The sequence below is a fragment of the Streptomyces sp. NPDC060002 genome, from assembly GCF_042737245.1.
Classification (GTDB): domain Bacteria; phylum Actinomycetota; class Actinomycetes; order Streptomycetales; family Streptomycetaceae; genus Streptomyces.
In genome coordinates this window covers 1-16,195 of sequence record NZ_JBHWUW010000097.1, presented here as the reverse complement: position 1 = coordinate 16,195, position 16,195 = coordinate 1, and the positions used below count along the sequence as shown (strand labels likewise).

Annotated in this window: 15 protein-coding genes and 1 pseudogene; 8 read left to right on the top strand and 8 right to left on the bottom strand. The window is 72.3% G+C overall.

Annotated elements, in window-relative coordinates; all coding sequences use genetic code 11:
* Positions 1 to 60: 60 nt before the first annotated feature.
* Positions 61 to 1,995 carry a molecular chaperone HtpG gene (gene htpG / locus ACFWBD_RS40150; protein ID WP_385678737.1) on the bottom strand — a complete coding sequence of 645 codons (1,935 nt, stop codon included), beginning with the start codon at positions 1,993 to 1,995 and terminating at the stop codon, positions 61 to 63.
* 503 nt (positions 1,996 to 2,498) lie between these two features.
* Here htpG and ACFWBD_RS40145 point away from each other — a divergent pair.
* Positions 2,499 to 3,731 carry an MFS transporter gene (locus ACFWBD_RS40145; protein WP_385678735.1) on the top strand — a complete coding sequence of 411 codons (1,233 nt, stop codon included), beginning with the start codon at positions 2,499 to 2,501 and terminating at the stop codon, positions 3,729 to 3,731.
* Positions 3,732 to 3,780: 49 nt separating this feature from the next.
* On the top strand, positions 3,781 to 4,527 hold the full coding sequence (locus ACFWBD_RS40140) for a maleylpyruvate isomerase family mycothiol-dependent enzyme (RefSeq protein ID WP_385678732.1): 747 nt from the start codon (positions 3,781 to 3,783) through the stop codon (positions 4,525 to 4,527).
* A gap of 13 nt (positions 4,528 to 4,540) precedes the next feature.
* Here ACFWBD_RS40140 and ACFWBD_RS40135 read toward each other — a convergent pair whose 3' ends face one another.
* A complete protein-coding gene (locus ACFWBD_RS40135) occupies positions 4,541 to 4,951 on the bottom strand; it encodes a MarR family winged helix-turn-helix transcriptional regulator (protein WP_385678730.1) in 411 nt (136 codons plus the stop codon).
* Positions 4,952 to 5,037: 86 nt separating this feature from the next.
* On the opposite strand from ACFWBD_RS40135, the gene ACFWBD_RS40130 reads away from it, so the two are divergent.
* Together ACFWBD_RS40130 and ACFWBD_RS40125 are read left to right on the top strand one after the other, a co-directional pair.
* Positions 5,038 to 6,528, top strand: coding sequence for an MFS transporter (locus ACFWBD_RS40130; protein ID WP_385678727.1), 1,491 nt, complete (start codon positions 5,038 to 5,040; stop codon positions 6,526 to 6,528).
* A gap of 127 nt (positions 6,529 to 6,655) precedes the next feature.
* Positions 6,656 to 6,940, top strand: a complete 285-nt coding sequence (locus ACFWBD_RS40125; protein ID WP_385678724.1) for a DUF6332 family protein — start codon at positions 6,656 to 6,658, stop codon at positions 6,938 to 6,940.
* Here ACFWBD_RS40125 and ACFWBD_RS40120 read toward each other — a convergent pair.
* The 3 genes from ACFWBD_RS40120 to ACFWBD_RS40110 form a co-directional block, all read right to left on the bottom strand.
* Positions 6,901 to 7,566 (bottom strand): response regulator, encoded by a 666-nt coding sequence (locus tag ACFWBD_RS40120; protein ID WP_385678740.1) that lies wholly within the window; start codon positions 7,564 to 7,566, stop codon positions 6,901 to 6,903. The genes ACFWBD_RS40125 and ACFWBD_RS40120 overlap by 40 nt on opposite strands.
* Before the next feature lie 74 nt (positions 7,567 to 7,640).
* Positions 7,641 to 8,912 carry a histidine kinase gene (locus tag ACFWBD_RS40115; protein WP_385678721.1) on the bottom strand — a complete coding sequence of 424 codons (1,272 nt, stop codon included), beginning with the start codon at positions 8,910 to 8,912 and terminating at the stop codon, positions 7,641 to 7,643.
* Between the two features lie 340 nt (positions 8,913 to 9,252).
* On the bottom strand, positions 9,253 to 9,954 hold the full coding sequence (locus ACFWBD_RS40110) for a TetR/AcrR family transcriptional regulator (RefSeq protein WP_385678718.1): 702 nt from the start codon (positions 9,952 to 9,954) through the stop codon (positions 9,253 to 9,255).
* A 153-nt stretch (positions 9,955 to 10,107) separates the two neighbouring features.
* Here ACFWBD_RS40110 and ACFWBD_RS40105 point away from each other — a divergent pair, with 153 nt between their 5' ends.
* Positions 10,108 to 10,563 (top strand): nitroreductase family deazaflavin-dependent oxidoreductase, encoded by a 456-nt coding sequence (locus tag ACFWBD_RS40105; RefSeq protein WP_385678715.1) that lies wholly within the window; start codon positions 10,108 to 10,110, stop codon positions 10,561 to 10,563.
* Between the two features lie 15 nt (positions 10,564 to 10,578).
* On the opposite strand, the gene ACFWBD_RS40100 is transcribed toward ACFWBD_RS40105, so the two are convergent.
* On the bottom strand, positions 10,579 to 11,850 hold the full coding sequence (locus ACFWBD_RS40100; RefSeq protein ID WP_385678712.1) for a geranylgeranyl reductase family protein: 1,272 nt from the start codon (positions 11,848 to 11,850) through the stop codon (positions 10,579 to 10,581).
* Positions 11,851 to 12,043: 193 nt separating this feature from the next.
* On the opposite strand from ACFWBD_RS40100, the gene ACFWBD_RS40095 reads away from it, so the two are divergent.
* Positions 12,044 to 13,399 carry a dipeptidase gene (locus ACFWBD_RS40095; RefSeq protein WP_385678709.1) on the top strand — a complete coding sequence of 452 codons (1,356 nt, stop codon included), beginning with the start codon at positions 12,044 to 12,046 and terminating at the stop codon, positions 13,397 to 13,399.
* Positions 13,400 to 13,463: 64 nt separating this feature from the next.
* Positions 13,464 to 13,704 (top strand): annotated as a pseudogene (locus ACFWBD_RS40090) (MBL fold metallo-hydrolase); the annotation flags it as partial.
* Here the strand turns inward: ACFWBD_RS40090 and ACFWBD_RS40085 are convergent.
* The gene (locus ACFWBD_RS40085; protein ID WP_385678706.1) at positions 13,699 to 14,742 is read right to left on the bottom strand and encodes an NUDIX domain-containing protein; all 1,044 of its coding nucleotides are present in this window, start codon (positions 14,740 to 14,742) and stop codon (positions 13,699 to 13,701) included. The pseudogene ACFWBD_RS40090 and the gene ACFWBD_RS40085 sit on opposite strands and share 6 nt — an antisense overlap.
* A gap of 150 nt (positions 14,743 to 14,892) precedes the next feature.
* A complete protein-coding gene (locus tag ACFWBD_RS40080) occupies positions 14,893 to 15,087 on the bottom strand; it encodes a hypothetical protein (protein WP_385678703.1) in 195 nt (64 codons plus the stop codon).
* A gap of 118 nt (positions 15,088 to 15,205) precedes the next feature.
* Here ACFWBD_RS40080 and ACFWBD_RS40075 point away from each other — a divergent pair, with 118 nt between their 5' ends.
* Positions 15,206 to 16,153 carry an ADP-ribosylglycohydrolase family protein gene (locus ACFWBD_RS40075; protein ID WP_385678700.1) on the top strand — a complete coding sequence of 316 codons (948 nt, stop codon included), beginning with the start codon at positions 15,206 to 15,208 and terminating at the stop codon, positions 16,151 to 16,153.
* Positions 16,154 to 16,195 lie beyond the last annotated feature (42 nt).

Below are 16,195 nucleotides of genomic sequence, written 5' to 3'. Positions count from 1 at the left end.
GGGCGGAGGGGCCGGCAGCGGGGCCGGGCAGAGGGCTCTGCCCGGCCCCCACCGCGTCGGCTACAGCGCGCGCTCCAGCTGGTCCGCCACCAGCTTCACGAACCGTCCGGGCTCCTTCGGCCGCCCGCCCTCGGCGAGGACCGCCAGCCCGTGCAGCAGTTCGGCGGTCTCGGCGAGCCCCGCACGGTCCTCCCGCTCCTTGTAGGCCTGGTTCAGACCCTTCACGAGCGCGTGATCGGGGTTCAGTTCGAGGATCCGCAGGGCGCGCGGCACCTCCTGCCCCATCGCGCGGTACATGTTCTCCAGCGCCGGGGTGAGATCGTGCGCGTCGGAGACGATGCAGGCCGGGGACACGGTGAGGCGGGACGACAGCCGCACCTCCTTGACGTCCTCCCCCAGCTGCTCCTTCATCCAGTCGAGCAGACCGGCGTACTCCTCGCTCTGCTTCTCGCGCTCGCCGTCGGCCTTCTCGTCGTCCTCCCCGCCGAGGTCGACCTCGCCCTTGGCGACGGACCGCAGCGGCTTGCCCTCGAACTCGCCCACCGCGTCGACCCACACCTCGTCGACCGGATCGGTGAGCAGCAGGACCTCGATGCCCTTCGCCCGGAACGCCTCCATGTGCGGGGAGTTCTCGATGCTCTGCCGGGACTCGCCCGTCAGGTAGTAGACGGCGTCCTGTCCGTCCTTCATCCGCTCCACGTAACTCTTCAGCGTGGTCGGCTCGTCCGCGCTGTGCGTGGTCGCGAACGAGGAGACGGCGAGGAGGGTGTCGCGGTTGTCGGAGTCGGTCAGCAGTCCTTCCTTCAGGACGGCGCCGAACTCCCGCCAGAAGGTGGCGTAGCGGTCGGGGGCCGCGGTCATCATGTCCTTGACCGTGGAGACGACCTTCTTGGTGAGCCGGCGCTGCATCATCCGGATGTGCCGGTCCTGCTGGAGGATCTCGCGGGAGACGTTCAGCGAGAGGTCCGCCGCGTCGACCACGCCCTTGACGAAGCGCAGGTAGGGCGGCAGCAGCGCCTCGCAGTCGTCCATGATGAAGACGCGCTTCACGTACAGCTGCACACCGCGCTGGTAGTTCTGGTTGTACAGGTCGTGCGGGGCGTGCGAGGGGACGAACAGCAGCGCCTGGTACTCGAAGGTGCCCTCCGCCTGGAGCCGTACGGTTTCCAGCGGTTCGCGCCAGTCGTGGCTGATGTGCTTGTACAGCTCGTGGTACTCGTCGTCGGACACCTCGTCGCGCGAGCGCGCCCACAGGGCCTTCATCGAGTTCAGCGTCTCGGGTTCGGGCGCGGTGTCGGCGGTTCCCTCGGCGTCCGTGGTGTCGGCGGTGGCGCCGTCGACCGCCTTCGGGACCAGCCTGATGGGCCAGGTGATGAAGTCCGAGTACCGCTTGACGATCTCCTTGATCGTCCGGTCCGCGGTGTAGTCGTGCAGCTGGTCGTCGGCGTCGGCCGGCTTCAGGTGCAGCGTGACCGTGGTGCCCTGCGGCGCGTCGTCCACCCTCGCCAGCGTGTAGGTGCCCTCACCGCGCGACGACCAGCGGGTGCCGTGGCTCTCGCCGGCCCGCCGGGTCAGCAGCGTCATCTCGTCGGCCACCATGAAGCCGGAGTAGAAGCCGACGCCGAACTGCCCGATGAGCCCCTCGGCCCCGGCCTCCTCCTGGGCCTCGCGCAGCTCCTGCGCGAACTTCGCCGTGCCCGAGTTGGCGATGGTGCCGATGAGCCGGCCGACCTCGTCGTACGACATCCCGATGCCGTTGTCCCGAACGGTCAGGGTGCGGGAGGCCGCGTCGATCTCGATCTCGATGTGCGGGTCGCGGACGTCGGCGTCGAGCGTGTCGTCCCGCAGCGCGGCGAGACGTAGCTTGTCCAGCGCGTCGGAGGCGTTGGAGACGAGTTCGCGGAGAAAGACGTCCTTGTTCGAGTAGACCGAATGGATCATCAGCTGCAACAGCTGACGGGCCTCTACCTGGAACTCAAACGTTTCGGTCGACATGATGGGCGTGTACCTCACAGGTTCCGGAGTCTCCTGGACTGGCGAGAGCCACTGTAAAACACCAAGTCATCCTGCGACGCTCGCTGTTCGTGATCGTCCGGATGCGGGCGCCCCGGGGGGCGACGGGGCGAGGGATCAGCGCGGGAGATCAGCGCCAGAGATCAGCGTGGGAGATCAGCGCCAGAGATCAGCGTGGGAGATCAGCGCCAGAGACGCGGTCGGGCGCGGTGGCGGTCGCCAAGGAGAGGCGGCTGCTGCCGTGACGACGCGGTACGCGGTCACCCGGTGCCCTCACCTGGCCGGCGCCACCGGCCGCACAACACCGGGCCCCCCTCGTCTCTCACTTCCGCCTGGACCCGGACGGCAACGGCTGGGTGCTCCAGGAGATCACCACGCGCCTGCCGGGCCGGTGACGAAGCCCCCACTGCGGCCTTGTTCAGCTCAGGACAACCACTTAGCCTGATTTTGTGCCGCGAATAAACAAAATCCGAACTCGCGACGCGATGCCGGGTCACGGCGATGACCTCACCCGGCTCCGTATCGCCCTGACCACGTTCTTCGCCCTCGACGGCTTCGTCTTCGCCGGATGGGTCGTCCGGATCCCCGCCATCAAGGAACAGACCGGCGCCTCCCCCAGCACCCTCGGCCTCGCGCTCCTCGGCGTCTCCGCGGGCGCGGTGATCACCATGATGTTCACCGGCCGCCTGTGCAGCCGCTACGGCAGCCACCCGGTCACCGTGGTCTGCGCGGTCCTGCTCTCCCTCGGCGTCACGCTTCCCCCGCTCACCCACTCCGCCGCCGCGCTCGGCGCCGTCCTGCTGCTGTTCGGCGCGGCGTACGGCAGCATCAACGTCGCCTTCAACAGCGCCGCCGTCGATCTCGTCGCGGCACTGCGCAGGCCGGTCATGCCCACCTTCCACGCGGCCTTCAGCCTGGGCGGCATGATCGGCGCCGGTCTCGGCGGCCTGGTCGCGGGGTCCCTGTCCCCCACGCACCATCTGCTGGGCCTCGGGATCATCGGCCTGCTCGTCACCGCGCTGACGGCGCCCACGCTGCTGCGGCAGGAGCCGCCGCGTCCGCCCGAGCGCGCCGCCGCCGGGCCCGAGCACCTCGCCGCCGGGTCCGCGGATGCCACCGCCTGGCCCCAGGATCCGCCGCCCGCGAAGGCGGCCCCGCACCGGCCGGCGCCCCGTACCCGTCGCCTCGTCGCCGTCTTCGGTCTGATCGCCCTGTGCACCGCCTACGGCGAAGGAGCCCTCGCCGACTGGGGTGCACTGCATCTGCGCCAGGACCTGGGTTCCTCCGCCGGGGTCGCCGCGGCCGGGTACTCGTGTTTCGCGCTCGCCATGACCATCGGCCGGCTCACCGGCACCACCCTCCTCGAACGGCTCGGCCGCACCCGTACGGTGGTGATGGGCGGCGGCGTCGCGGCGGCGGGGATGCTGCTCGGCGCCCTCGCCCCGGCCCTGTGGGCGGCGCTCCTCGGCTACTCGATCGCGGGGCTCGGACTGGCCAACCTCTTCCCGGTGGCCGTCGAGCGCGCGGGCGCCCTGGCCGGCCCGAACGGCGTCGCCACGGCCTCGACGCTCGGTTACGGCGGCATGCTTCTGGGCCCGCCGGCCATCGGCTTCATGGCCGACTGGTTCTCCCTGCCCGCCGCCCTCACCAGCGTGGCCGGGGTGGCCGGGGTGGCCGCGGCGATCGGCTTCGCCACCCGCCGGGCGACGGCCGGCTGAAGACCGCCACCCCTCCCCTCGACCGCACTCCATCCGGCACACTCCCCCCATGGAGACTGCCGAGTTCATCCGCGTCCTGGACCAGGAGGGCCGGTCGCTGGCCTCCGCGGCGGCGGAAGCGGGCCCCGACGCGAAGGTGCCGACCTGCCCGGACTGGCAGGTCAGGGACCTGCTGCGGCACGCGGGAGCGGTACACCGCTGGGCGACGTCGTTCGTGGCCGAGGGCGACCCTTCGTTCCGCCCCTTCGACGAACCGCCGGAACTCGACGGCGACGCGCTGCTGGAGTGGTTCCGCGAGGGCCACCTGCGGCTCGTCGGCACCCTGTCCTGCGCCCCGCCCGACCTGCGGTGCTGGCACTTCCTGCCCGCGCCGTCGGCGCTCGCGTTCTGGGCGAGGCGGCAGGCGCACGAGACGGCCGTGCACCGCGTGGACGCGGAGTCGGCCCGTGGGCGTGCGCCCGAGGAGATCGCCCGGGACATCGCCGTCGGCTTCGCGGCGGACGGCATCGACGAGCTGCTGCGTGGGTTCCACGGGCGCGAGAAGAGCCGGGTGCGGACGGACGGGCCCCGGGTCCTGCGGGTGCGGGCGACGGACACGGCCGACGCCGTGTGGACCGTACGTCTGTCCTCGGAGCCGCCCGTGACCGAGCGGAACGGCGAAGGGGACGCCGACTGCGAGGTGTCCGGTCCCGCGGCGCTGCTCTACCTGTCGTTGTGGAACCGGCTGCCGCTCCCGGCCGTGACCGGGGACGCCGCACTGGCGACGCTGTGGCGGGAGAAGTCCGCCGTCAACTGACAGGCCGCCGTGGTCAGTTTGCCAGCATCCGGGTCAACACCGCGCGCTGCACCGGCCGTACGTCGCCGTGCAGCGCGCGCCCCTTCCCGGTGAGCGCGACCCGGACGCCTCGGCGGTCCTCCGCGCACATGCCGCGCTCGACCAGACCGTCCTTCTCCAGACGGGCGACGAGCCGTGACAGCGCGCTCTGACTGAGATGGACGCGCTCGGCGATCTCCTGGACGCGATAGCTGCACGAGCCGTCCGGCGCCGCCGACTCCGCGAGGACGTCGAGCACCTCGAAGTCGCTCCCGCACAGGCCGTGTTGGTGCAGCGCCCGGTCGAGTTCGCACTGGGTCCGCGCATGGAGCGCCAGCATGTCCCGCCACTGCTCCACGAGCGCCTGCTCGACCTCGGTCTCGGCCTCGCCCTTCTTCGCCGCCATGGGGCGCACCGTAGCAGAGAAGACCAATCATTGCATCGGAATTAAATGCACTTGCATTCGATGCATGCGCATGTAAAGTCTGCGTCATGACCTCTCCGCTCCCCTCCCCCGCGTCCCCTCTCACCGAGGGCCGCTGGACCTCGCGGCTGTGGGGCACCCTGCTGGTGCTGTGCGCCGCGATGTTCCTGGACGCGCTGGACGTGTCGATGGTCGGCGTCGCCCTGCCGTCCATCGGCACCGACCTCGGCCTCACCACCTCGACCCTGCAATGGATCGTCAGCGGCTACATCCTGGGTTACGGCGGGCTGCTCCTGCTCGGCGGTCGCGCGGCCGACCTGCTCGGCCGCCGCCGGGTCTTCCTGATCGCCCTCGGCGTCTTCGCGCTCGCCTCGCTGCTCGGCGGGCTGGTCGACTCGGGTCCGCTGCTGATCGCGAGCCGGTTCATCAAGGGCCTGAGCGCCGCCTTCACGGCCCCGGCCGGCCTGTCCATCATCACCACGACGTTTCCGGAGGGCCCGCTGCGCAACCGGGCGCTCTCCATCTACACCACCTGCGCCGCCACCGGCTTCTCGATGGGTCTGGTCCTCTCCGGCCTGCTCACCGAGGCGAGTTGGCGTCTCACCATGCTGCTGCCCGCACCGATCGCCCTGATCGCGCTGGTGGCCGGCCTGAAGCTGCTGCCGCGCAGCGAACGCGAGAAGGACCACAACGGATACGACGTGCCCGGCGCAGTCCTCGGCACCGCGTCGATGCTGCTGCTGGTCTTCACCGTGGTCCAGGCGCCGGAGTCCGGCTGGACCTCCGCACGCACGCTGCTGTCGTTCCTCGCCGTCGCCGTCCTGCTGACCGCCTTCGTGCGCGTCGAGCGCCGCTCGGCCGGCCCGCTGATCCGGCTCGGCGTCCTGCGCTCCGGCAGCCAGATCCGTGCCCAGCTCGGCGCGATGGCCTTCTTCGGCTCGTACGTCGGGTTCCAGTTCCTGGCCACCCTCTACATGCAGACGCTGCTCGGCTGGTCGGCGCTGCACACGGCGCTCGCCTTCCTGCCGGCCGGCGCGCTGGTCGCGGTGTCCTCGACCAAAATGGGCTCGATCGTCGACCGGTTCGGCACTCCGCGGCTGATCGCGGCGGGCTTCGCCTTCATGGTCACCGGATACGCGCTGTTCCTGCGCGTCGATCTCGACCCGGGGTACGCGGCGGTGATCCTGCCCACCATGCTGCTGATCGGCGCGGCCTGCGCGCTGGTCTTCCCTTCGCTCAACATCCAGGCCACCAACGGCGTGGCGGACCATGAGCAGGGCATGGTCTCGGGGCTGCTCAACACCTCGGTGCAGGTGGGCGGCGCGATCTTCCTCGCGGTGGTGACGGCGGTGGTGACCGCGGGCGCCCCGGCCGACCCCACCCCGCAGGCCGTCCTCGACAGCTACCGGCCCGGGCTGGCGGTGGTGACGGTCATCGCCGCCGCGGGCCTGCTCATCACCCTCCCCGGACTGCGCACCCGGCGGGCCCGGAACCCGGTCGTGATCGCCAGGTCCACCGTGCCGCAGGCGGACGCGGAGCCCGTGGGGGCCCGCGACTAGACCTGTGCGGACAGACAGGTCCTCAGGGCCTGTTCGGACAGCCAGGTGCTGAGCGGGAAGCCGCCTCCAGGAGTGCGCCCGGCGGGGCCGATTGCCTCGCCGGGCGTACACCTGTGAGACTCGCCGTATGAGCGGGTACGGGGGCCGGCGCACGCAGGCCGAGCGGGACGTGATCACCGTCGAGATCGGATACGCGCTGTTCAGTGCGGTGTTCGCGGCGGCGGTACTCTTCGGGGCGGTCGCCGGTCCGGCGCTGCTGTTCGAACTGCCGTACCTGGCAGAGAAGTTGCTGCTGCGGGCGGGCCTGGCGCTCGCTCCCGTGGTGTTCTTGGTCCGGGTGGCCTCCGTGCTCGTCCGCCTCCGTACGGGCGCTCAGCCCAGCCAGCCCGGCCGGACCAGCCCCGACTCGTAGGCCAGGACGACCAGTTGGGCCCGGTCCCGGGCTCCCAGTTTCACCATCGTGCGACTCACGTGCGTCTTGGCGGTGAGCGGGCTGACCACCAGCCTGCGGGCGATCTCCTCGTTGGACAGGCCGATCCCGACCAGCGCCATCACCTCCCGCTCCCGCTCGGTGAGCCGGCTCAGCGCGCCGACCGCCGCGGGTTCCTTGGAGCGGGCGGCGAACTCGGCGATGAGGCGGCGGGTGACTCCCGGCGAGAGCAGCGCGTCGCCGGCGACCACCGCCCGTACGGCACGCAGGAGTTCCTCCGGTTCGGTGTCCTTGACCAGGAAGCCGGAAGCACCCGAGCGGATCGCCTCGAAGACGTACTCGTCGAGTTCGAAGGTGGTGAGCATGATGACCTTGACGTGGGAGAGCGCCTCGTCGTCGGTGACCCTTCGGGTGGCGGCCAGTCCGTCGAGGCGGGGCATCCGGATGTCCATCAGCACGACGTCGGGCCGCAGTTCACGCACCGCGCGCACCGCTTCCTCCCCGTCGGCGGCCTCGGCCGCCACCTCGATGTCCGGCTGCGCGTCCAGCAGGGCACGGAAGCCCGCCCGGACCAACGACTGGTCGTCGGCGAGCAGCACGCGGATCACCGTGCTTCGCTCGTCCACCGGTCCTGCCCCGTCCACCCGTCCTCCCTCCTCCACCGGTCCTGCCCCTGCCCCGCTCATTGGTGCTCCCCGGCCCTCGTGGGCAGCACGGCGAGCACCCGGAAGCCGCCGTCGGGCCGCGGTCCCGCCTCGATCGTGCCACCGAGGGCCGCGGCCCGCTCCCGCATCCCGGCGAGACCGTTGCCGCCGCCGCCCGCGTCGGCGCCGGTCGCCGGACCGTCGTCGTCGACAAGCAGCCGTAGCGTCCCGCCGCCCTGGTCGAGCCGCACGCGCGCGTGGCGCGAGCCCGAGTGGCGTACGACGTTGGTGAGGGCCTCCTGGACGATGCGGAAGGCGGCGAGGTCCGTGTGCGGCGCCAACCGGGTCGGCCGGCCTGCGACATCGACCGTGAGACCCGCTCGCGCCGCCTGCTCCACCAGTTCGGGCAGCCGGTCCAGTCCGGGTGCGGGGGCGCGCGGCGCGTCCCCCGGCGTGCGAAGGCTGCCGAGCATTTGGCGCACCTCGCCCAGCGCCTCCTTGCTGGCGGACTTGATCGTGGTGAGCGCGGTGCGCGCCTGCTCCGGGTCGGAGTCGAGGAGCGCGAGACCCACGCCCGACTGCACGTTGATCACGGAGAGGCTGTGCGCGAGGACGTCGTGCAGTTCGCGGGCGATCCGCAGCCGCTCCTCGTCGGCGCGCCGCCGGGTGGCCTGGGCACGCTCGGCCCGCTCACGGGCCCACTGCTCGCGCCGGATCCGGGCCAGCTCCGCGATCGCCACGATCGCCACGGCCCATCCCGCGACGACGATCTCCTGCCCGAAGGAGGCCAGGTCGTCGCCGGCGGGCGGCAGCCACCGGTACAGCCAGTGCGCGACCAGCAGGTGGACGGCCCACAGCAGGCCCAGGGCGGTCCAGGCGGCCCGCCGGTGGCCGGCGACGACGGCGGTGAAGCAGGCCACGGCCACGGTCAGGAAGACCGGTCCGTACGGGTAGCCGGCGCCCAGGTAGAGCGCGGCGGCGGACGCCGTGCCGAACACGACGGCCACCGGGTGTCGCTGCCGCCACAGCAGCAGCCCGGAGGCGAGCACCAGCAGCACGCGCGCGAAGGCGTCGAGCGGTGCCCGCTCACCCTCCTGCGCATGGGCCGCGAAGTTCGAGCCGACGAGGACGAAGGCGGTGAGCAGCACGGTGGACGGCCAGGGCCATCGCTGCCATCGCGCGACCCGCGACTCCGGGTCCGCCCCGCCCTCCCGGTCCTCTCCGCCCTCCCGGCGGCGCAGCCAGGGCGGCGGCCGGTGCGACCACGACCGGCCGGGGCCGCCGCGCCCGTGCGTCCGCTCTTCTTCCATGTCCGCCACGCTAGACGCCGCCGACCGCGCCGGACGTCCGCCGGGCGAGGTGATCAGCCGTACTCCCCTGGAAGTACGCGCCGCCTCTGGGGACGGTCGGTGGCCTCCGTCGACGGCCTTCACCGGCCTTCATCGCCGGCCGCGTGGTCGCCCGGTGGTGGCCGCGTGGCGGGCCCAGGTGTACTGCCCAGGGACGTTGGGTCAACCTGGTGATGGGTGGTTTGCCTCCGGTTGCGGTGTGGGGGCGGTGGGCTACCGGGGCTTCGACCACGCCGAGCGACTCCGACGGCCGGCCCGGTGCCGCCTCCGACCGGAGGTCCCCATGCCTGAGCGGCGTGCCCTAGCGGAGCCCCACCTCACGGGCGAGGCGCGTGACGGCGTACCGGAAGAACGGCTCGCGCTCCTCCACGACGCGGTTGAACTGCCCGAACAGCTCGAACCCGACCAGCCCGTACAACTGGGCCCACGCCGCCACGAGTGCCGCGACCGCCCCCGGCGGGAGGTCGGGGGCCAGGTCGGCCGCCAGCCGGACCGCCTCGGGGACCAGTTCGTCCGTCAGGAGCGGCACCTCCAGCGCGTGGCTCTCGTGCGCGTCCCGCACGATGCCGATGAGGAGCAGACCGACGCGGGCGGCCGCCGGGACGGTCGTCCGGGGCGCGCTGTAGCCGGGCACCGGTGAGCCGTGGATCAGCGCGTACTCCTGCGGATGCGCCAGCGCCCAGCCGCGCACCGCCTCGCCGACCACGACCCAGCGCTCGACGGGAGTGGCGTCGCCGGCGGCGTCGGCGACGGTCGCGTGCGCGGCTTCCGCGGCCTCGCCGAGGGAGTCGTAGGCGTCGATGATGAGTGCGGTGAGCAGGTCGTCGCGGCTCGGGAAGTAGCGGTACACGGCGGAGGAGACCATGCCGAGCTCACGGGCCACGGCTCGCAGCGAGAGCTTGGCCGCGCCCTCGGACGCGAGCTGTCTGCCGGCCTCCTCCTTGATGGCGGCGGTGACTTCGATCCTGGCGCGGGCGCGGGCCCCTCGAACGGTGCTGCTCATGCGTGCCAGTGTGCCACGAAATCAGAGCACCGCACCCAATAGGGATCAGTGCACAAAATAGAGAGCACCGCTCTTGCTCTGGAGCACCGACCTACGGCAGACTCGACTCGAGCGAGAGCAGTGCTCACACTTTCCCTTCAGGAGGCAGCAGCCATGTCCACCCACGTGCAGAAGCCCGGCTGGTTCACCGTCAATGTCCTCAACCGCGCCGTGGCCTGGCTGACCCGCCGGGGTCTGAGCGTGTGGGGGTCCCGGGTCCTGGCGGTCCGCGGCCGCAAGAGCGGCGAGTGGCGGACGACCCCTGTCAACCTGCTGACCGTGGACGGGCAGCAGTACCTGATCGCACCGCGCGGCCACGTCCAGTGGACGCACAACATGCGGGCGGTGGGCGGCGGTGAGCTGCGCCTCGGCAAGAACGTGGAGGAGTTCACGGCGGTCGAGGTCGCCGACGACGACAAGACGCCGTTGCTGCGCGCCTACCTCAAGCGCTGGAAGGCCGAGGTCGGCGTCTTCTTCAACGGGGTGGGTCCCGACTCTCCCGACACCGAGATGCGGCGTATCGCCCCTGACCACCCGGTGTTCCGGATCACCGTCACTAACCGACGGTGATCCGCGCCCTTCGGGTCAGGAGCCGCTCTCCTCGGCCACCTGACCGGCCGTCGCCGCCTGCCGCCGGTCCACCGCGGTCAGCGCCCGCTGGGCCATCGGATGCGAGCGGATGAGCCCGCCCAGGGTCGTCCGGCCGCGGGTGATGTCGGTGAACGACAGCCAGGCCGGGCGGAAACCGGTGAGGGCGGCGTGGAAGAGCCCGGGACGGCGCTCGAAGAGGGTGAGCAGCCGCTTGCCGACGCTCATCTCCACCCCGAGGCCGGCCTTGATCGCGAAGGCGTAGTTCAGCGCCTGCCGGCGGGCGTCCACCGCGTCGTGCGCCTCGGCGACACGGACCGCCCACTCTCCGGCGAGCCGGCCCGAGCGCAGCGCGAAGGAGATGCCCTCGCGGGTCCACGGCTCCAGCAGCCCCGCCGCGTCGCCGCAGACGAGCACCCGCCCGCGTGAGAGCGGGGAGTCGTCGGCCCGGCAGCGGGTCAGGTGGCCGGAGGAGATGCTCGGCTCGAACCCGGCGAGGCCGAGCCGTCCGATGAAGTCCTCCAGATAGCGCTTGGTCGCCGCGCCCTCGCCGCGCGCCGAGATGACACCGACCGTCAGCGTGTCCCCCTTGGGGAACACCCAGCCGTAGCTGCCGGGCATCGGACCCCAGTCGATGAGGACACGGCCCTTCCAGTCCTCGGCGACCGTCTCCGGCACCGGGATCTCCGCCTCAAGGCCGAGATCCACCTGGTCGAGCTTCACCCCGACGTGGGCCCCTATACGGCTCGCGCTGCCGTCCGCGCCGACCACCACGCGCGCCAGCAGTGTCTCGCCGCCCTGGAGGACGACCGCGACGGTGCGCCGGTCCGGCACCGCCGAGCCGTGCTGCTCGACCCGCTGCACGGTGACGCCCGTGCGCAGCTCGGCACCCGCCTTCTGGGCGTGCTCGACGAGCTGGTGGTCGAACTCGGGCCGGTTGATCAGCCCGAACAGCATCTGCCGGGAACGGCGGGTGCGGGTGAAGCGCCCGTTGTTCGAGAAGGTCACCGCGTGCACCCGGTCCCGGAAGGGCAGCTCGAAGCCGGGTGGCAGTGCGTCGCGGGAGGGGCCGATGATGCCGCCGCCGCACGTCTTGTAGCGGGGCAGCTCCGCCTTCTCCAGCAACAGCACCCGCCGTCCTGTGACCGCCGCCGCGTAGGCGGCCGAAGCCCCTGCGGGGCCCGCGCCCACCACGACGACGTCCCACACCTGCCGCGCGTCGTCCGCCGAAGAGTTCTCGTCGTCCGCCGGAGAGTTCTCGCTGCTCACGATGGTCTGTTGCTCCTGATCAAGCCGCTTGCCGCACCTGTCCCCCGCATCCTACGGCGGAGATCGCCACGGTCCGCTGCGGGAGGATCGGCGGCGCGCGCGCCCCACATCCCGGCAGGCGCGTACGCTCGCACGGTCACCCGTACGGACCAGTACACACCAGTACAACGTCGCACCCACAAGGAGCGTGCCCATGTCGTCGAATCCGGTCGCCGAGACCGTCGCCTCGCTGCTGCCCAGGGCCCGGGCGGAGCTCAGCGAGCTGGTGGCCTTCAGGTCGGTGGCGGACTTCGACCAGTTCCCCAGGAGCGAGAGCGAGGCCGCCGCGAACTGGATCGCGGACGCGCTGCGCGCCGAGGGTTTCCAGGACGTGGCCCTGCTCGACACCCCGGACGGCACCCAGTCGGTGTACGGCCATCTGCCGGGCCCCGCCGGCGCCAGGACGGTTCTGCTCTACGCCCACTACGACGTGCAGCCGCCGCTGGACGAGGCCGCCTGGACCACCCCGCCCTTCGAGCTGACGGAGCGCGACGGCCGCTGGTACGGCCGCGGCAGCGCCGACTGCAAGGGCGGCGTCATCATGCACCTGCTCGCGCTGCGCGCCCTCAAGGCGAACGGAGGCGTCCCGGTCGGTGTCAAGGTGATCGTGGAGGGTTCCGAGGAGCAGGGCACCGGCGGTCTGGAGCGGTATGCCGAGCAGCACCCCGATCTGCTGGCGGCCGACACCATCGTCATCGGCGACGCGGGCAACTTCCGGGTGGGCCTGCCGACCGTCACCTCCACCCTGCGCGGTATGACCATGCTGCGGGTGCGGATCGACACCCTCGAGGGCAATCTGCACTCCGGCCAGTTCGGCGGGGCGGCGCCGGACGCGCTGGGCGCGCTGATCCGCGTCCTGGACTCGCTGCGCGCCGAGGACGGCTCGACGACCGTCGACGGCCTCACCGACGACGCCCGCTGGGAAGGCATCCAGTACGACGAGGCGCAGTTCCGCCAGGACGCCAAGGTCCTGGACGGCGTCGGCCTGATCGGCTCCGGCACGGTCGCCGACCGCATCTGGGCCCGCCCCGCCGTGACCGTGCTGGGCATCGACTGCCCACCGGTCGTCGGCGCCACCCCGTCCGTGCAGGCGAGCGCCCGCGCGGTGATCAGCCTGCGGGTTCCGCCGGGTGTGGACGCGGTCGAGGCGACAAAGCTGCTCCAGGCCCACGTGGAGGCGCACACGCCGTGGGGCGCGCGCGTGAGCACCGAACAGATCGGCCAGGGCCAGGCGTTCAGCGCCGACACCACCAGCCCGGCGTACGCGGCGATGGCCGACGCGATGTCGATCGCCTACCCGGGCCAGGACATGCAGTACGCCGGGCAGGGCGGTTCCATCCCGCTCTGCAACACCCTGGCCGCCCTCTACCCGCAGGCGGAGATCCTCCTCATCGGCCTGAGCGAGCCGGAGGCGCAGATCCACGCGGTCGACGAGAGCGTGTCCCCCGAGGAGCTGGAGCGGCTGTCGGTGGCGGAGGCCCTGTTCCTGCGCAACCACGCGGCCGGCTGACCCGCTCTGCCATCGGCAGATGGCCTCGCCCCTCGGGCGGGGCAGGCCTCTCTACGGTCGCCGCATGGACGTCATCGAGCTCCTCCCCCGCCTGCACCTGCTGTGCTTCCCGGTCGGCCAGGCCTGTCTCTGGCGCGACGGCGACGAGTTGACCCTCGTCGACGCGGGGCCGGCCGGCTCCGGCGGGACCGTCGCGGAGGTGGTCACGGCCCTCGGGTACCTCCCCGGGGCCGTACGACGGATCGTCCTCACGCACTTCCATGAGGATCACGCGGGCGGGGCGGCCGAGTTCGCGGCGCTCACTCGGTCGGCACGCCCGCCTCGAGATACAGCGCCGCCCCGCGCTCGCGGGCGCGCAGTGCCCAGCGCAGTCGCTCGTAGCGCACCGGCGGCAGGAGATCGGCCGCCTCCTCCTCCGTGACGAAGCGCCAGGCCCGCAGTTCGGGGCCGGGCAGCAGCAGTCCCGCCACGGCGGCGGCGTCGAGCCGGCCGCCGTCGAAGAGAAGGCGCAGTCCACCGTAGGCGGGCGGTGTCGGCCGTTCCCAGTCGACGACCAGCAGCCGGGGTGTGTCGCCCAGCCGGATCCCGGTCTCCTCCTCGACCTCGCGCACGCCCGCGCGCGCTGGCGCCTCGCCGGGCTCCACGACCCCGCCGGGGAACTCCCAGCCGGGCTTGTACGTCGGGTCGACGAGCAGCACCCGGTCCTGCTCGTCGAAGAGGAGGACCCCGGCGGCGACCGTCTCGGCGGTGGGCTCGGGGGTCTGCACGATGTCGCAGGCGGCCACGGCGCCGCTGCCCACGGCCTCGGCTATGCGGGCGGCCGTCTCCTGCGGAGTGAGGACTCCGTTGTCGACGGGATGGGCATCGGCGGTGAGCCAGGAGGCGAGCGCCGCGTGGTACGCCTCGATGTGGTCGTACGACCACTGACGGATCCGTATCTCGCCGTCGGGGAGGTCCGGGGGGATCTCCCGGGCGGCTATTCGCTCGCGCAGGATCGTTTCCCCCGGAGCGAGGAGGACATGCCGGACGGAGATCCGGCGGGCGGCGAGACCGCCGAAGATCTCGTCGCGGTACTCCTGGCGCAGCAGGGTCATGGGGACGACGAGGGTGCCGCCCAGCTCGGCGAGCAGCGCGGCCGCCGTGTCGATCACGAGCCGTCGCCAGATCGGCAGGTCCTGGAAGTCGCCGGCCTCGGCGAGACGTTTGGGCGGCAGCAGGTGCGGAAGTGCTCCGCCGATGACCTCGGGGTCGAAGAGCGTGCTGTTCGGGATCAGGTCGATCAATTCCCGTGCGGTGGTGGTCTTCCCCGCACCGAACGCGCCGTTGATCCAGACGACGGTCACAGTTCCCCCTCTTCTGTTGGCCCCCTGTGGCTTGCCCGCTCCACCCTGCCACGGAAACCAGTTCCCGTTGAGGGCGCACGAACGCCGTGGCGCCGGCCCCCTCCCGGTGAGGTGCCCGCGCCACGGCGTTCGTGGTCCTTGCCCGGTCCGTCAGCCGTTCTGCCCCAGGGCGTCGTCGTCGATGGCCAGGCTGTCGCCGGCGATGGTGTGGTCGAGCGTGCTGAGCGTGTCGCCCACGTTCAGTCCGTCGAGGTCCGCACCGCCCACGCCGTGCGAGGGGGTGATCGCCGCGACGACGAAGCCGGTGGCGAGGGAGGCGATGGCGAGCATGCTGCGCTTCTTCATGCGGGGATCAACGGCGTCGACGGGCACGGGGTCACGCATCGCCCCCTAATCCACGCGCACGATCGGCCGGCCCGGGGCGAGAATGCCGTGGTCACCGACGGTTCGGAGGAGCTTCGCCATGATCGGCCCGCAGCATGCCCACGCCAGTCTGGACGGCCTCGTGACGGGCGACGCCTTCGGCGACAGCTGGTTCACCCGCTCCGACGAGCCCGCCGAGGAGCTGTGGGCGGCGCGGGAGCCGCGTCCCGCGCCATGGCCGTGGACGGACGACTCGGCGATGGCGTTCGTCCTGTTCGCCCATCTGACGGAGCACGGTGAGGTCCGTCCGGGCGACCTGGCGCGGCAGTTCGCCGCCGAGTACCGCCGCGACCCGGGGCGTGCGTACGGCCCGTCCATGCACAGCGTGCTGCGGCGCGTCGGCGAGGGCGAGGACTGGCGCGCCGTGACGACGGGACAGTTCGGCGGGCAGGGTTCGTACGGCAACGGCGCCGCGATGCGGGTCGCCCCGCTGGGGGCCTGGTTCATGGACGACCTCGCCGCGGCCCGCGAGCAGGCCCGGCTGTCCGCGCTGGCCACTCATGCCCACCCCGAGGCGGTCGCGGGCGCGGTGGCCGTGGCGGTCGCCGCAGCGCTGGCGGCCGGTGGCGCGGGTGGGGACGCCCCCGCGCGCGCCTCGTTCCTGCGGGAGGTCGCCTCGTACCTGCCGGACAGCGACGTCCGCTCCGGGCTGCTGGTGGCCGCGGGCTTCCCCGAGCGCACCTCGGTGCGCCACGCGGCGTCCGTGCTGGGCTCGGGGACGCTGATCTCGGCCCCGGACACGGTGCCGTTCGCCCTCTGGTGCGCCGCGGGACACCTCGACGACCTGCCCGAGGCGCTGTGGCAGACCGTCGGCGGGTGGGGCGACCGCGACACGACCTGCGCCATCGCGGGAGGCGTCGTCGCGTCCCGGACCGGTACGCACGGCGTCCCCGCCGACTGGCGGCAGTCACGCGAAACCATCCCCTCCTGGAGCGGCTGGACCGCCGTCACGGCGACCGGGACAACGGTCCGGCACGTCGCCGAGTAACGCCACACGGCCGGGGTGGCGCGGGCCCCCGGCCCGCGCCAC

What these genes read in the sequence shown, in the direction of transcription:
- htpG (WP_385678737.1), bottom strand. Translation starts at nt 1,995, where the DNA reads ATGTCGACCGAAACGTTTGAGTTCCAGGTAGAGGCCCGTCAGCTGTTG.
- ACFWBD_RS40125 (WP_385678724.1), top strand. Translation starts at nt 6,656, where the DNA reads ATGAGCGGGTACGGGGGCCGGCGCACGCAGGCCGAGCGGGACGTGATC.
- ACFWBD_RS40075 (WP_385678700.1), top strand. Translation starts at nt 15,206, where the DNA reads ATGATCGGCCCGCAGCATGCCCACGCCAGTCTGGACGGCCTCGTGACG.
- ACFWBD_RS40110 (WP_385678718.1), bottom strand. Translation starts at nt 9,954, where the DNA reads ATGAGCAGCACCGTTCGAGGGGCCCGCGCCCGCGCCAGGATCGAAGTC.
- ACFWBD_RS40105 (WP_385678715.1), top strand. Translation starts at nt 10,108, where the DNA reads ATGTCCACCCACGTGCAGAAGCCCGGCTGGTTCACCGTCAATGTCCTC.
- ACFWBD_RS40095 (WP_385678709.1), top strand. Translation starts at nt 12,044, where the DNA reads ATGTCGTCGAATCCGGTCGCCGAGACCGTCGCCTCGCTGCTGCCCAGG.
- ACFWBD_RS40115 (WP_385678721.1), bottom strand. Translation starts at nt 8,912, where the DNA reads ATGGAAGAAGAGCGGACGCACGGGCGCGGCGGCCCCGGCCGGTCGTGG.
- ACFWBD_RS40130 (WP_385678727.1), top strand. Translation starts at nt 5,038, where the DNA reads ATGACCTCTCCGCTCCCCTCCCCCGCGTCCCCTCTCACCGAGGGCCGC.
- ACFWBD_RS40135 (WP_385678730.1), bottom strand. Translation starts at nt 4,951, where the DNA reads ATGGCGGCGAAGAAGGGCGAGGCCGAGACCGAGGTCGAGCAGGCGCTC.
- ACFWBD_RS40145 (WP_385678735.1), top strand. Translation starts at nt 2,499, where the DNA reads ATGCCGGGTCACGGCGATGACCTCACCCGGCTCCGTATCGCCCTGACC.
- ACFWBD_RS40140 (WP_385678732.1), top strand. Translation starts at nt 3,781, where the DNA reads ATGGAGACTGCCGAGTTCATCCGCGTCCTGGACCAGGAGGGCCGGTCG.
- ACFWBD_RS40080 (WP_385678703.1), bottom strand. Translation starts at nt 15,087, where the DNA reads ATGAAGAAGCGCAGCATGCTCGCCATCGCCTCCCTCGCCACCGGCTTC.